Below are 15829 nucleotides of genomic sequence, written 5' to 3' on the forward strand. Positions count from 1 at the left end.
AAAATGAACCAATAAAATACTATTTTGTGGAGGTTATACGAATGAATTTACCTAAAGAGTTACGCTATACTGAAGAACATGAATGGGTAAAAGTAGAAGGAGACAATGTTCGCATTGGGATTACTGACTTCGCGCAATCTGAATTAGGCGATATCGTATTCGTTGAATTACCAGAGGTTGGAGATGAAATTCAAGCAGATGAGCCATTTGGTAGTGTTGAATCTGTAAAAACTGTTTCCGAACTTTATGCACCAATCAGTGGAAAAGTAGTAGCCGTAAACGAAGATTTGGATGACAATCCAGAGTACGTAAATGAATCTCCATATGAAAAGGCTTGGATGATTGTTGTTGAGCCAGCAAATGCAAGCGATGTAGAAAACCTCATGACTGCTGAACAATATGAAGAAATGGTAAATGAAGACTAATAATAACAAGAACCTATTAAGGGGTATTTCCTTTAGTAGGTTCTTTTTTGTTGACCTACGGCAAACTGGCCTTTGATAAGATTCAGCCATTCTGGTTAACCTATTACTAAATACCGAAGGAAGGATGTTTAGAATGGTATTGAAACAATCAAGAATCGACATCACAGACAGAGTAGTAGGCAAATTAGGGAATAACGAAATGGACTTGTTTGTTGAACAAGAACCTATTGGTAAGATATCCTTTACAAATAGTGGAGCTCAGTATGAGTTGAAACAGGGTTATGAGCAAGAGGAAAATAAAATTTTCACTTATGCTGATGTAACAACTAGCCCTGATCAAAAATATGTAGATTGTGATGATGAAAACGGCTGGTGTTAAGGTAGTGGAAATCCCACTGCCTTTTTTTCACATCGACTATTTATTGTATCACCAAAAACAACGGTGATTGATAAAATGAAGGAAAAGCAGCAGTAGACATAGAATATACATTGTATACATTAGAAATTCCACACTTGAAACTAGGTGATGAATTGTGGCTTTGGATGATATAGAGAAGGTTCTTATTGTAGAGGGGAAATCTGATAAAAAGAAGGTTGAGACGGTTATAAATGAACCTATTGAAATAATCTGTACGAACGGTACAATTAGCATTTCAAAATTAGATGAATTGATTGAGCACCTTTTCAACAAAGATGTTTACATCCTTGTCGATGCGGATAATGCAGGAGAAAAGCTTCGGAAACAATTTAAACGGGAATTTCCAGAAGCAAGGCACTTGTTTATTGATAAAACGTATCGAGAAGTAGCTACTGCTCCAGAACAACATATTGCAACAGTCCTGTTAGCAGCAAATATTGATGTACATGCAGAGTTTTTACTCTAGAAATAATCCATACACCACTCACAAAAAATATATGTTTTTTAGTGCGTGTTTCTTTATGACTTGAAGGGTTGATGTTACAATACTAGAAATGATAATTTAGTAAAGGTTGTATTGTACAATGAAGGATTTAATTGAAAAGGAAATAGAAAGTGCTATTGCGGAAAATGATAAATTTTGCTTATATCTCTATACACCAATGTGCGGGACATGTCAGGTAGCCTCAAAAATGTTACAAGTAACAACGGAATTGGTACCAACCCTTGCAATTGGAAAAAGTGACTTAAACTATTTACCAAAGAAAGCAATTGAATGGGAAATTGAGAGTGTGCCATGTTTACTAATATTTGAAAAAGTTCAGATAGACAAAAAAATTTATGCGTTTCATTCTGTACCATATTTACTTGATTTATTATCAAATCAATAAACATCGTCAAAGGATTGACGATGTTTTTATATTGCATTTTTTCCGAAAAGTTGTATGATATTTAGGGAGTCGAAATATCATTCGAGGTGTACACACGTATATGAACTTATTTAACGATTGGAAGAAACAATACAAATCGTATAACAAGAATATTAAATTATTCATTATAGCAACAGTTCTAACGCAAATTGGAATGGGAATCTTTACAATAATTTATAACTTTTATGTAAGAGAATTAGGATATTCAGAGCAAACAAATGGCACCATTATTGCAATGACAGCCTTAGCCTCAGCGATCATTCTTGTACCAGCGGGTATTATGAGTGATAAATTAGGTAGAAAGAAAATTATGATCTTAGGTGTTGCTATATCGTCTTTCGCTCTACTTACTCGAAGTATATTAGAAATAGAGCAATTGTTAATTGCAACTGCTTTCTTAACAGGACTATCTACTGCGTTTATTCAGGTTTCAGGAATACCATGGCTTGCAGAAAACTCTACTGCTGCTCAAAGGGTACATCTTTTTAGTTTTCATTCTGCAATTATGATGGTTGCCCAAGTAATAGGGAATATCTCAGGTGGAGTCCTTACTGATACGTTTCTATATGTGTTTAATTTAAGTGGGTTATGGAGTATTAGGCTTACTTTACTGTTGGCCGTTATTATTTATGTAGCAGGAGTTCTGCCAATCTTTAAAATGAGTGAAGTAACTAGAGAAAAACCTATTGTAAAAAAGGTGCAAACGTTGGGTCAAAAACTACGTGCAAATTCATCACAAATTAAAATCATTGCCATGTTTGCATTTGCTCAAATGATTATAGGTTTTGGTTCAGGCTTAGTAATTCCTTATCTGAATTTGTATTTCGCCGATCGTTTCCTGGCAAGCAACTCAATTATTGGTATCATTTTATCCTTAGGGCAAGCCGCAACTGCAATTGCGATGATTATTGGTCCAGCTATTGTTAAAAGAGTCGGCGAAGTTCGTGCTGTTGTATATCTTCAACTCTCTTCACTTCCGTTTTTACTATTAACTGGTTATACAGAAAACATTTATATCGCAGCAATAGGTTTCTTATTCAGGCAAGCATTGATGAATGCTGGAAATCCAATACAAGCATCTTTAGTTATGGGAAGAGTTAATGATTCGATGAAAGGTCTAGCAAACTCGGTCAACCAAATGGTATTTTCTCTTGGATGGGCGTTTATGGGACCTGTATCGACATCTATCGTGATGTTATATGGTTCATATTGGGGTTATGCTTATGTATTTACAATTACAGCTATATTGTATCTATTTGGCTCACTATACTTTTTACTCGTATTTAGTCGAAACCCGATAGATCAAGTTAATAAGAAAACAATGGCGAAGATTTCATAATTTATTTGGAGATAGGAACAAACTGGTGCTGGTTAGTGGTACTAGTTTGTTCCTTTTTGTTTGACGAATAATACTCTCATTCTCATAACCTATATATGCAGTAGGCTAAGTTTTCTAATTGGTTTTCCGCGCGTAAACATATAGATTTAATAGGATCTGTGTAGAAATTAGAATAGAGTAAATTATTTTAATTTTTAGTTGACTTATTAATTAAAAAGTATTAACATTCAACTATATTCAATTATTTAAAGCGTCTCTAATTTAATATACTAAAGTCTTATCGAGAGTGGCAGAGGGAATGGCCCTATGAAGCCCAGCAACCGGTTATGAAACACGGTGCTAAATCCAGCAGACATGCATTTGTCTGAAAGATAAGAAGAGATAAATGTAAATTAACCCTCTTCTTATCTGAAGAGGGTTTTTTAGTATGGTAGGAAGTAAACTAGGTCTTTCATTCTTGAAGAAAGATCTTATGTTTTCAATAAAGCGGAACAAACCTTCATAGATTTTACTCGTAATCCGCAATTAAATTCATTTTAAGGGAGAGATTCGTAATGAGTGAAAATCAAAAAAAGTATAGACCAGAAACGGTAGCTATTCACGGTGGTCTTGTAGCAGATCCTGTTACGGGAGCGAGAGCGGTTCCGATTTATCAATCAAATGCTTATAAATTTAATAATACAGAACATGCCGCAAACCTATTTGGTTTAAAAGAAAATGGATATATATATACTCGCATCCATAATCCAACAGTGACAGTTTTTGAAGAAAGAGTTGCTCAATTAGAGGGCGGAGTTGGTGCATTAGCAGTTGCAAGTGGAATGGCAGCTATAACAACTGCTATTCTAAATATTGCGGGTGCTGGGGACGAGATTGTATCAGCATCAACACTATATGGGGGTACATATAACCTATTCGCAAATACACTTCCTAAATATGGAATAAAAACAACATTTGTAGACCCTTCAAATCCAGAAAATTTCCGTCAAGCAATTACTCCTAATACAAAGGCTGTATTTGCAGAAACAATTGGTAATCCAAGTTTAGATGTTCTTGATATTGAGTCAGTAGCGAATATTGCGCATGAAGCAGGGATTCCACTTTTAATTGACAACACCTTTGCAACTCCTTATCTCTGCAGACCTATCGAACACGGAGCAGATATTGTCATCCATTCTGCAACGAAATGGTTGCTAGGTAATGGAACGACATTAGGTGGGATCATCGTAGATGGTGGTAATTTTGATTGGAATTCACCTAAATTCCCAGGTTTCACAACCCCTGATCCGAGCTATAATAATTTAGTTTATGCCGAGGCACTTGGACCTGTCGCTTATATTATAAAAGCCAGGGTTCAGCTTCTACGTGATCTTGGGCCATCAATAAGCCCATTTAATGCTTTCCAATTTAATTTGGGACTCGAAACCTTACATGTTCGAATGAAAGAACATATTGAAAATACAAAAAAGGTTGTCACTTATTTAAAAGATCATCCAGGCGTTGAGTGGGTACTATATCCTGGAGAAGAAAATCATCCGAACAAGCAATTAGCAGACAAATATTTATCAAAAGGGGCCGGCGCTGTTGTAGTCTTTGGCATCAAAGGTGGAAGAGAGGCTGGTCAAAAGCTAATAAATAGTGTTGAATTATGGTCACATGTAGCCAATGTAGGAGATGCAAAGAGTTTAATTATTCATCCTGCAAGTACAACGCATCAACAACTTGGACCAGAAGATCTAAAAGCATCAGGTGTAACTGAGGATTTGGTTCGATTATCTGTAGGAATTGAAAATATAGAGGATATACTTGAAGATTTAGAACAAGCAATTGAAGTAGCAAATGGAACAACGTCGAAAAAATCTGTACCTACTGTGTAGTTTCTTTTTGAGAAAAAAATTTGTTGACACCTTTTTTTGCTAATGATAAAATCACAAATGTCGCTATAGCAACATAATGAAAAAGTGAATATATAAATGTGACTCTTATTTAGAGTGGTGGAGGGAAGTGCCCTATGAAACCCAGCAACCGTCAACGTCCGTTGAAAAGGTGCCAATTCACACAAAGCTTATGCTTTGAGAGATGAGAGGAAGGTTATTTAGATATCTATGCCTTTCTGCTCTTTTGCAGAAAGGTATTTTTGTTTTAGTAAAGTAGCTGAAAAGACAGGCTGACACCCTAATTGTAAATAAAGGTAACCGGATTATAATGGCGGGAGTTTACTTTATCAGTTATTTACATAAACTAAGCTTAGTTTTTTCTGAATAGAAGGTGTGACAAACGTGATATCACTAACAAATGTTAAAAAAGTCTATAACTCAAAGAATAATTCAGTAACAGCTGTGAATAATATCAATTTGCAAATTAATGAAGGCGAAATATTTGGCATAATCGGTTATAGTGGTGCAGGTAAAAGTTCCTTAATTCGCTTACTGAACGGACTTGAAACACCAACCGAAGGAACAATTACAGTTGCGGGACATGATATAACCTCTATTAAGGGGAAGAATCTTCAAAATGCACGGAAAGAAATTAGTATGATCTTCCAGCATTTCAATTTACTTTGGTCGAGAACTGTGAGAGAAAACATATCATTTCCACTTGAGATTTCAAAGGTTCCCAAAACCGAACGAGATAAAAGAGTTTCCGAACTCATTAAATTAGTAGGCTTAGAAGGAAGAGAAGATGCATATCCTTCACAACTTAGTGGAGGACAGAAGCAAAGAGTCGGTATCGCTCGTGCACTTGCAAATAATCCAAAGGTTTTACTTTGTGATGAAGCTACTTCTGCTCTAGACCCACAAACAACTGACTCAATACTTGACCTGCTCGTGGATATTAATGAGCGATTAGGGTTAACGATTGTATTAATCACGCATGAAATGCATGTTATACGTAAAATTTGCCATCGGGTCGCTGTAATGGAGGAAGGCAGATTTGTTGAACAAGGGAAGGTACTTGATGTGTTTAAAAAACCTCAGGCTAACATTACAAAACGTTTTGTTCAACAGGTAACAGAGCCAGAGGAAACAAAAGAAACGATTGAACACTTGTTACATCAGTATCCTAACGGACGGGTTATTCAATTAACTTTTGTTGGCGAAACTGCTGAAACACCATTAATTACACGTTTAATCCGTGATTTCAATATTGAAGTTAACATTCTGCAGGGGAAGATTTCTCAAACACAAAGCGGTTCATATGGGACTTTGTTTATTCATATTGATGGTGAGATGAATGAAGTGAATTCGTCAATCGATTACATTCGTCAACAGCAGGTAGAAGTCGAGGTGATCGAAAATGCTTGAGAAGTTATATGAACTCTTTAAATGGGAAAAACAAGTGGAAGACCTGGAAAAGTTAAAATGGGACGACCTATGGGAAGCAACGCTTGAAACACTATATATGACATCTATATCAGTAGTAGCAACATTTATTATCGGCTTGTTTCTAGGCTTGGTTTTATTTTTAACTGATAAAGGAAATGCATGGGAAAATCGTTATATAAATGGTTTTGTATCAGCGATTGTAAATATTTTTAGATCAATTCCATTTATTATTTTACTTGTTCTACTAATTCCGTTTACTAAAATTATCATGGGTTCTATGTTAGGCCCAAATGCAGCATTTCCATCTTTAATTATTGGTGCGGCACCCTTTTACGCAAGAATGGTAGAAATTGCACTACGCGAAATCGATAAAGGTGTTATTGAAGCATCGCATTCTATGGGAGCTACTAATAGCACTATTATCTATAAGGTATTAATTCCGGAATCATTACCTGCACTTATCTCAGGTATTACTGTAACTGCTATTTCGTTAATTAGCTTTACAGCGATGGCGGGGGTTATTGGAGCAGGAGGATTGGGACATTTTGCTTATCTTTATGGGTTCCAAGGAAATAAACCTATCATTACTTTTATTGCTACAGTAGCAATCGTAATCTTGGTATTCATCATTCAATTTTTGGGTGATTTCTTTACAAAATATACAGACAAGAGATAACAGGAGGAGTACTAACATGAAAAAGTGGTTTTTACTATTATTAGTTGGTTTATTATCATTAACTCTAGCTGCTTGCGGTGGAAATGATGAAGCAGGAGAACAAGGAACAGAAGGAACGAACGAAAATAAAAAGTTGGTAGTTGGCGCATCTGCAGTTCCACATGCTGAAGTATTAGAAAAAGCAAAAGAGCTTTTAAAGGAAAAGGGAATTGACCTTGAGATAGAAGTTTTTACTGATTATATTTTACCTAATGTTGCTTTACACGAAAAAGAAATCGATGCAAACTATTTCCAAACGCCAGGTTATTTAGCATTACAAATGGAAGATAACCCAGACTTTGATTTTGTTAGTGTTGGTGAAATTCACAAAGAACCAATTGGTATTTACTCAAAGGAATTTAACAATTTAAACGAGCTACCTGATGGCGCGAAAATTATTATGAGTAATTCATTTAGTGACCACGGTCGTATCTTACCAATTTTTGAAAGAGAAGGCATTATTACTCTTAAAGAAGGTGTAGGAGACCAAGCGAGAGTGGAAGACATCGTTGATAATCCGAAAAATCTTGATTTTTCTACTTTAATTGAAGCGAAATTACTAGCATCTTCTTTTGAAAATGGTGAAGGTGACGCAGTTGTTATCAATACAAACTATGCACTTGAAGGCGGAGTAAACATTGCTGAAGATGGTATTGCATTTGAAGGCGATGATGTTGTACCTGCAAACCTAATTGTAATTAATAAAGGCGATGAAGAACGCGAAGAAATAAAAGCATTAGTAGAAGTTTTAAAATCAGATGAAATTAAACAGTTCATCAAAGAAGAATATGCGGGTGCTGTAATTACAGTTGAATAAATTATGTGAAGAGAAGCTTATTACTAGCTTCTCTTTTTTTAGTCTCTTATGAGGGTACTCATTGTATTTTAGTACCCTCACTAAGTAAAAAGAGCAGCCCGAGGTCACTCATAGAGGAGATGAAAGCCCTCATAAAGTAAAAAGACAACATGAGGTCACTCATAGAAGAGAAGAAAGCCCTCATGAAGTAAAAGGAGCAGCCCGAGGTCACTCATAGAGGAGATGAAAGCCCTCATGAAGTAAAAGGACAACATGAGGTCATTCACAGTTGAGTTTTAAAGCCCCCCCCAGCAGCAGAAGAAATCCACCATGAGATCCACACGAACTTTTTATATCTAGATTAAACCTAAGTATTCACTAGAATTTATAAGGTATTTTAACAATCATTATTGTAAGGTCATCATTATTATTCAAAATGAATTAGGAGACCCGATTATCCCTGATTACTGACTTTGAGGTATTTTTGGGTACCTGTTATTATTTTAATTGTGCTAACAAAAAAGCCGAAAAAACGAAGGGATTGGTTCATTATCAGTCGAATACACTTGAATTATACGACGGAGATGGAAAAGGCAATGCATCAGGCTCATGGGATTGGCTATGAGACTTACAGTCGTAAATTTAAGGAACGTTTAAGGGTCGAGTTGAAAAGGGAAAAGGAATACCAAAAGGGAAGAATGATAGTCGCTGAATATGATCGAAGATTACACGTTTAATCATATATTGTACTTTCAAAACCAGTGTCCACCATACACTGGTTTTTCGTATTAATGTAAGAACATCATTTTGAGTAATAAGGAAATTAGTTTTCTAGAACGACCAGCAATCATCGAATCATAATCAGTGTATCGAGGAAACTCCTCCCTCACCATATATTATAGAATGTTTTCATTTATTATGTGAAAAATAAGCCCATGGTTATGTGTCTTAGTTACATAGGTTTCATTACTATGGCTTACCTGAGAATGATAAAACAGTTTTTTGTCGCAACGAAACATATTTTGCAGAATACAGGACTTTTAATTGATAATGCAAAAATAAAAAAATCAATTAGCATACACAAGTTGTAAAGGTTGATATCACTTTTAATTTGTTATAAGATTGTAATGAGAATAGAATGAGAATAAAGCTTTGACTTTATTTGGCGAATAAGAGGTTATTTTCTCTCTTAAACGCATTATCTGAGACTTTGTTTTTGCTTTGGCAATTACCGGGTTTCTATATCAATACAAAAACAATACAAAAATTTTTTTTGTCTAATGGAGGTAGTAGTAATGGCAGGATCAACATTAGTTATTAAAGATCTTCATGTTGAGATTGATGGCAAGGAGATTTTAAAAGGTGTAAACCTTGAAATTAAAGGTGGAGAAATTCACGCAATCATGGGACCAAACGGTACAGGTAAATCAACATTATCATCTGCAATCATGGGTCACCCGAAATATGAAGTAACAAGCGGTAGCATTACATTAGATGGTGAAGATGTATTAGAAATGGAAGTTGATGAGCGTGCTCGTGCTGGTCTTTTCCTAGCAATGCAATACCCAAGTGAAATTAGTGGAGTAACAAACGCAGACTTCCTACGTTCAGCAATTAATGCAAGACGTGAAGAAGGCGATGAAATATCTTTAATGAAATTCATCCGCACAATGGATAAGAATATGGAATTCTTAGAAATGGACCCAGATATGGCTCAACGTTATCTAAACGAAGGGTTTTCAGGTGGAGAAAAGAAGCGTAATGAAATTCTTCAATTAATGATGTTACAACCAAAAATTGCAATTCTTGATGAAATCGACTCAGGTCTTGATATCGATGCTCTAAAGGTTGTTTCAAAAGGAATTAATGAATTGCGCGGCGAAGAGTTTGGTTGCTTAATCATTACTCACTACCAACGTTTACTTAACTATATTACACCTGACAAAGTACATGTAATGATGCAAGGACGTGTAGTTAAATCTGGTGGTCCAGAACTAGCACAACGTCTAGAAGCAGAAGGATACGACTGGATTAAACAGGAACTAGGAATTGAAGATGAAACTGTAGGTCAAGAAGCGTAAGCGTTAGGAGGATTAATATGACAATAGATACGAAATTACCATTTGATCAAGATTATGTCAGAGGTTTTTCGTCGAAACTTGGTGAACCAAGCTGGTTACAGGAACTTCGCTTACAAGCTCTTGAAAAAGCAGAAGATCTTCCAATGCCAAAGCCTGACAAAACCAAAATTGATAACTGGAACTTTTTCCAATTCCCTAATCATGTTGTGGAAAGTGCTCCATACAATTCAATTGACGAATTACCAGAAGAAATTAAATCTCTTGTAAATATCGAAGAAGAGAAAAACATATACATCCAACGTAATAATACGCCTGCTTATATTTCTTTATCAGAAGAAGCAAAAGCAAGTGGTGTTATTTTTACTGATATTCATACTGCTGCTCGTGAACATAGTGACCTTGTTCAAAAGTATTTCATGAAGGATGGCGTTAAGGTTGATGAACATCGCCTTACTGCTTATCACGCAGCACTTGTAAATGGCGGTGCGTTTGTGTACGTACCTAAAAATGTAGAAGTGAAAATTCCACTTCAAGCTGTATACATTCATGATAATCCAGAAGTTGCAATTTTTAATCATGTTTTAGTTGTAGCTGAAGACAATAGTTCTGTTACCTATGTAGAGAACTACTTCTCAACAAATGAAACTGCAAACACTGTAGCAAATATTATCTCTGAGGTAATTGCTCAAACGAATGCAAAAGTAACGTACGGAGCTGTTGATACATTAGCAAAAGGTATTACAACGTATGTGAACCGCAGGGGAGTTATTGGTCGTGACAGTAAAATTGAATGGGCTTTAGGATTAATGAATGACGGAGATACAATCTCTGAAAACATTACACATCTAGTTGGCGACGGTTCATTCGGAGATACTAAATCTGTTGTAGTTGGTCGCGGAGAGCAAAAGCAAAACTTTACAACAAGTGTTATTCACCATGGTAAGCACTCTGAGGGCTATATATTAAAACATGGTGTAATGAAGGATAGCGCAAGTTCTATTTTTAATGGTATTGGGAAGATCGAACACGGTGCCACTAAGTCAAATGCAGAGCAGGAATCAAGAGTATTAATGCTAAGCGAAAAAGCTCGTGGAGATGCAAACCCTATTCTTTTAATTGATGAAGACGATGTAACAGCTGGTCATGCTGCATCTGTTGGCCGTGTAGATCCAATTCAATTATATTATCTAATGAGCCGTGGTATTTCTAAGACTGAAGCAGAACGCTTAGTTATTCATGGATTCCTTGCTCCAGTTGTTAAGGAGCTTCCAATCGAGGGAGTTAAGAAGCAGCTTGTAGAGGTAATTGAAAGGAAAGTAAGATAATGAATATCCAAGATATTCGTAGCATGTTCCCAATTTTGGACCAAGAGGTTAATGGGAAGCCCCTTGTCTATTTAGACAGTGCGGCAACTTCCCAAAAACCACTTCCTGTAATTGAAGCGGTAGACCGCTATTACAGAGAGTATAATTCAAACGTTCATCGTGGTGTTCACACACTTGGTACTAGAGCAACAGATGGTTACGAAAATGCTCGTGAAAAAGTAAGAAAGTTTATAAATGCTTCTTCTATTCAAGAAGTAATTTTCACAAGGGGAACAACAACCGCTTTAAATATGGTAGCAGCAAGCTATGGACGAGATAATCTCCAAGAAGGCGACGAAATCGTCATCACATATATGGAGCATCATGCGAATATTATCCCTTGGCAACAAATCGCAAAACAAACAGGTGCAACTCTTAAATATATCCCTCTACAAGAGGATGGTTCAATTGACCTTACGGACGTCGAAGCTACCGTTACTGAACAAACAAAAATTGTTTCTGTAATGATGGTATCCAACGTTTTAGGAGCAATTAATCCAATTAAAGAGATAACTGAGATTGCCCATCGTAAAGGTGCGATTATGGTAGTCGATGGTGCCCAGGCTGCTCCACATATGAAGATAGATGTTAAAGATCTAGATTGTGATTTCCTTGCATTTTCAGGACATAAAATGTGCGGACCTACTGGTATCGGTGTTTTATATGGTAAAAAGGCATTGCTTGAAAAAATGGAACCAGTGGAAACTGGCGGAGAAATGATTGACTTTGTTGGTTTGTATGAATCAACTTGGAAAGAGCTTCCTTGGAAGTTTGAAGCGGGAACTCCAATCATCGCTGGTGCTATTGGTTTAGGAGCAGCAATCGACTTTTTAGAAGAAGTAGGACTTGATAACATTGCCGAACATGAACATAAGTTAGTGGACTATGCAATGAACCGTTTATCACAAATTGATGGTTTTACGGCTTACGGACCAAAGCATCGTGCTGGTCTAGTAACATTCAATATAGAAGACGTGCATCCTCATGATGTAGCGACTGTATTAGACGCAGAAGGTATTGCTGTTAGAGCAGGACATCACTGTGCACAACCTCTTATGAAGTGGTTAAAAGTATCAGCAACTGCTCGTGCAAGTTTTTACCTCTATAATACTGAGGATGAAATTGATAAACTAGTTGAAGGACTCATTAAAACAAAGGAGTATTTCAGCAATGGATTCTAACATTAATCTTGATACGTTGTATCGCCAAGTAATTATGGATCATTATAAGAAACCAAGAAACCGTGGTGTTATTCAAGATGGATCTTTAACCGTGGATATGAATAACCCGACCTGCGGAGACCGTATACGCCTAACTCTTAAGGTAGATGAGGGAAAAGTGGTCGATGCGAAGTTTGACGGTGAAGGATGTTCTATCTCTATGTCATCTGCTTCCATGATGACACAGGCCATAAAAGGGAAGAGTTATGAGGAAGCAATTAAGCTTTCTAAAATATTCTCAGATATGATGCTCGGCAAAGAATACGATGATAGTATCGATTTAGGTGATATTGAAGCACTTCAAGGTGTATCAAAGTTCCCAGCACGAATTAAATGTGCTACATTGGCTTGGAAAGCAATGGAGAAGGGAATACAAGAAGAACAAAAATAGTTGTGAGTGGGAAGCGTTATCTGTGTATAGCGTAGAAACTCACATTGGAATGGAGTGAAAGTAGAATGGCTAAAAAAATGCCTGAAATCGGCGATTATAAATATGGCTTCGCAGATAAAGATGTCTCTATTTTCCGTTCAAAGCGTGGATTAACGAAAGAGATTGTTGAAGAAATCTCTCGTATGAAAAATGAACCTCAATGGATGTTAGACTTCCGTCTTAAGTCATTAGAGCATTTCTATAACATGCCAATGCCACAGTGGGGTGGAGATTTAAAATCCCTAAACTTTGACGAGATTACGTATTATGTTAAGCCTTCTGAGAAATCTCAAAAATCATGGGATGAAGTTCCAGAAGAAATCAAAGCAACTTTCGATAAATTAGGTATTCCTGAAGCAGAACAAAAATACCTTGCTGGTGTTTCTGCTCAATACGAATCAGAGGTTGTTTATCACAACATGAAGGAAGATCTTGAAGCACTAGGAATCGTATTCAAAGATACAGATACTGCTCTTAAAGAAAATGAAGACATTTTCCGTGAGCACTTTGCTAAGGTAATTCCTCCAACTGACAATAAGTTTGCAGCGTTGAACTCAGCAGTTTGGTCTGGTGGATCATTCATATATGTACCACCTGGTATAAAAGTGGATACTCCACTTCAAGCATACTTCCGTATCAACTCTGAAAACATGGGTCAATTTGAACGTACATTGATCATTGTTGATAAAGATGCACATGTACACTATGTTGAAGGATGTACAGCACCAGTCTATACAACTAACTCTCTTCACAGTGCAGTTGTAGAAATTATCATTAAAGATGGTGCATACTGCCGATACACAACTATTCAAAACTGGGCAAACAATGTGTATAACTTAGTTACAAAGCGTGCAGTTTGTGATGCAAACGCAACAATGGAATGGATTGATGGAAACATCGGTTCAAAACTAACTATGAAATATCCAGCTGTTATCCTTCGTGGAGAAGGTGCTCGTGGTATGACACTTTCAATCGCTATCGCTGGTAAAGGTCAACACCAAGATGCTGGAGCAAAAATGATGCACCTTGCACCAAATACATCTTCTACTATAGTTTCTAAGTCGATTTCAAAACACGGTGGTAAGGTAACATACCGTGGTATCGTACACTTCGGACGTAAAGCGGATGGAGCACGTGCAAACATCGAATGTGATACACTAATCATGGATAACCAATCAACTTCAGATACAATTCCTTACAATGAAATCTTAAACGATAACATTTCATTAGAGCACGAAGCTAAAGTATCTAAAGTATCTGAAGAACAATTATTCTACCTGATGAGCCGTGGAGTTTCTGAGCAAGAAGCTACAGAAATGATCGTAATGGGCTTCATCGAGCCATTCACAAAAGAACTTCCAATGGAATATGCGGTTGAAATGAACCGTCTAATCAAGTTCGAAATGGAAGGTTCTATCGGATAATTGTTATAATACAACTTGTAATAACTCGTTTGAGAGTACTCTCAAACGGGTTATTTTTATAGGTGTTAATAGTTGAGTTAGAGTATCGAAAGACAATCCTGGATACAGAAATTAGTCTGATTGTGCCTCAAGGTTCTAGTAAAAGATATTGGGGTATATAACCAGAATTATCCCAAAAGGAACGAAAAATAGATATTATGTGTACGCAAATGCAGTAACCGTACCCTCAAATTTCAAAGAATACTAAGTGAGGGTACGCAAGAGCGGCATACGTACCTTCAGTGTTCGAAAAGTTAAAAGCGAGGGTAAGTAAGAGCGCCATAAGTACCGTCTGTATTCGAAAAGTTAAAAGTGAGGGTAAGCAAGAGCAACATTCGTACCGTCAGTGTTGGAAAGTTAAAAATGAGGGTACGCAAGATTCAGAACCGTACCCTCAAGGCTCAAAAAATAAAAAGTGAGGGGACGCAAGAATCAAATATGTCCCAAAAGATTCAAAAGATCCGAGGTGAAAACATGATTTATGTTGGGGTAACCGGATGGGGAGACCATGACAGTTTATATGCAGCAGGTACTTCTACTGGAGATAAGCTTAAGGAGTATGCTGGTCATTTTCCGATTGTTGAGGTAGATTCCTCGTTTTACGCAATCCAACCAAAACGTAATGTGGAAAAATGGGTTAAAGACACTCCTGAATCATTTCAGTTCATTGTAAAAGCCTATCAAGGTATGACGGGGCATCAACGAGGTGATATTCCATTTGAGAGTAAGGAACTAATGTTTGAGGCGTTTCGTCTATCCCTAGAACCTTATATAGAGGCTGATAAGCTCTCAATGGTATTATTTCAATTTCCACCGTGGTATGATTGTAAACGTGAGAATGTAGAATACCTACGATGGTGCAAAAATCAAATGGGGGATATTCCAGTGGCACTGGAGTTTCGCCATCAATCATGGTTTTCACCATCATTACGTGATAAAACATTAACTTTTATGAAAGATGAAGGTTGGATACATAGTATATGTGACGAACCTCAAGCTGGCAGTAGTTCAATTCCTATTGTGCTACAACCTACTAGCAAAGAAAAAACGTTGATTCGATTTCATGGTAGAAATGTTCATGGATGGACGAAGCCGAAAGAAGGTAACTGGCGTGATGTCCGATATCTATATAGGTATAATGAAAAAGAACTCTCCGAGTGGATGGAATATGTAAATAAGCTATCCAAAGAAAGTGAAGAACTATTTTTATTATTTAATAATAATTCAGGTGGAGATGCGGCTGATAACGCTAAGCAATTTATAGACATGCTAGGAATCCAGTATACTGGTTTAGCACCACGCCAACTCGACTTTTTCAGCTAA

16 protein-coding genes and 2 riboswitches are annotated in these 15829 nt (G+C 36.7%); all 16 genes read left to right on the forward strand.

Going from position 1 to position 15829, the window contains the following annotated elements:
* The first annotated feature begins 41 nt into the window (after positions 1–41).
* The 16 genes from gcvH (at position 42) to AB3M96_RS13160 (ending at position 15829) form a co-directional block, all read left to right on the forward strand.
* Entirely contained in the window at positions 42–425 is a 384-nt protein-coding gene (gene gcvH, locus AB3M96_RS13085; RefSeq protein WP_412968068.1) for a glycine cleavage system protein GcvH, read from the forward strand.
* A 133-nt stretch (positions 426–558) separates the two neighbouring features.
* Positions 559–804, forward strand: a complete 246-nt coding sequence (locus tag AB3M96_RS13090) for a YusG family protein (RefSeq protein WP_412968069.1) — start codon at positions 559–561, stop codon at positions 802–804.
* A gap of 160 nt (positions 805–964) precedes the next feature.
* Positions 965–1309 carry a toprim domain-containing protein gene (locus AB3M96_RS13095; RefSeq protein WP_412968180.1) on the forward strand — a complete coding sequence of 115 codons (345 nt, stop codon included), beginning with the start codon at positions 965–967 and terminating at the stop codon, positions 1307–1309.
* Between the two features lie 118 nt (positions 1310–1427).
* Positions 1428–1733, forward strand: a complete 306-nt coding sequence (locus AB3M96_RS13100) for a thioredoxin family protein (RefSeq protein WP_412968070.1) — start codon at positions 1428–1430, stop codon at positions 1731–1733.
* 100 nt (positions 1734–1833) lie between these two features.
* Positions 1834–3111, forward strand: a complete 1278-nt coding sequence (locus tag AB3M96_RS13105; protein ID WP_412968071.1) for an MFS transporter — start codon at positions 1834–1836, stop codon at positions 3109–3111.
* Positions 3112–3385: 274 nt separating this feature from the next.
* Positions 3386–3489, forward strand: a riboswitch (SAM riboswitch).
* 176 nt (positions 3490–3665) lie between these two features.
* The gene (locus tag AB3M96_RS13110) at positions 3666–4988 is read left to right on the forward strand and encodes an O-acetylhomoserine aminocarboxypropyltransferase/cysteine synthase family protein (protein ID WP_412968072.1); all 1323 of its coding nucleotides are present in this window, start codon (positions 3666–3668) and stop codon (positions 4986–4988) included.
* A gap of 102 nt (positions 4989–5090) precedes the next feature.
* Positions 5091–5197, forward strand: a riboswitch (SAM riboswitch).
* 193 nt (positions 5198–5390) lie between these two features.
* Positions 5391–6416 (forward strand): methionine ABC transporter ATP-binding protein, encoded by a 1026-nt coding sequence (locus tag AB3M96_RS13115; protein WP_412968073.1) that lies wholly within the window; start codon positions 5391–5393, stop codon positions 6414–6416.
* Positions 6409–7113: a methionine ABC transporter permease gene (locus AB3M96_RS13120; protein ID WP_412968074.1), complete on the forward strand. Its 705-nt coding sequence runs from the start codon at positions 6409–6411 to the stop codon at positions 7111–7113. Before AB3M96_RS13115 ends, AB3M96_RS13120 begins: the two co-directional genes overlap by 8 nt.
* 16 nt (positions 7114–7129) lie before the next feature.
* Entirely contained in the window at positions 7130–7969 is an 840-nt protein-coding gene (locus AB3M96_RS13125; RefSeq protein WP_412968075.1) for a MetQ/NlpA family ABC transporter substrate-binding protein, read from the forward strand.
* 545 nt (positions 7970–8514) lie between these two features.
* Complete coding sequence (locus AB3M96_RS13130; protein ID WP_412968076.1) at positions 8515–8685, forward strand: YuzK family famiily protein; 171 nt, start codon at positions 8515–8517, stop codon at positions 8683–8685.
* Positions 8686–9243: 558 nt separating this feature from the next.
* On the forward strand, positions 9244–10029 hold the full coding sequence (sufC, locus tag AB3M96_RS13135; RefSeq protein WP_412968077.1) for a Fe-S cluster assembly ATPase SufC: 786 nt from the start codon (positions 9244–9246) through the stop codon (positions 10027–10029).
* 17 nt (positions 10030–10046) lie between these two features.
* Positions 10047–11354 (forward strand): Fe-S cluster assembly protein SufD, encoded by a 1308-nt coding sequence (sufD, locus tag AB3M96_RS13140; RefSeq protein ID WP_412968078.1) that lies wholly within the window; start codon positions 10047–10049, stop codon positions 11352–11354.
* Positions 11354–12574 (forward strand): cysteine desulfurase, encoded by a 1221-nt coding sequence (locus AB3M96_RS13145; protein ID WP_412968079.1) that lies wholly within the window; start codon positions 11354–11356, stop codon positions 12572–12574. The genes sufD and AB3M96_RS13145 overlap by 1 nt, the downstream gene beginning before the upstream one ends.
* Entirely contained in the window at positions 12564–13004 is a 441-nt protein-coding gene (gene sufU / locus AB3M96_RS13150) for a Fe-S cluster assembly sulfur transfer protein SufU (RefSeq protein WP_412968080.1), read from the forward strand. Before AB3M96_RS13145 ends, sufU begins: the two co-directional genes overlap by 11 nt.
* Positions 13005–13069: 65 nt before the next feature.
* Positions 13070–14467: a Fe-S cluster assembly protein SufB gene (sufB, locus tag AB3M96_RS13155; RefSeq protein WP_412968081.1), complete on the forward strand. Its 1398-nt coding sequence runs from the start codon at positions 13070–13072 to the stop codon at positions 14465–14467.
* 513 nt (positions 14468–14980) lie between these two features.
* Positions 14981–15829 (forward strand): DUF72 domain-containing protein, encoded by an 849-nt coding sequence (locus AB3M96_RS13160; RefSeq protein ID WP_412968181.1) that lies wholly within the window; start codon positions 14981–14983, stop codon positions 15827–15829.

Source organism: Ferdinandcohnia jepli (assembly GCF_047246645.1).
In the GTDB taxonomy this organism is placed as follows: Bacteria; Bacillota; Bacilli; order Bacillales; family Bacillaceae_L; genus Ferdinandcohnia.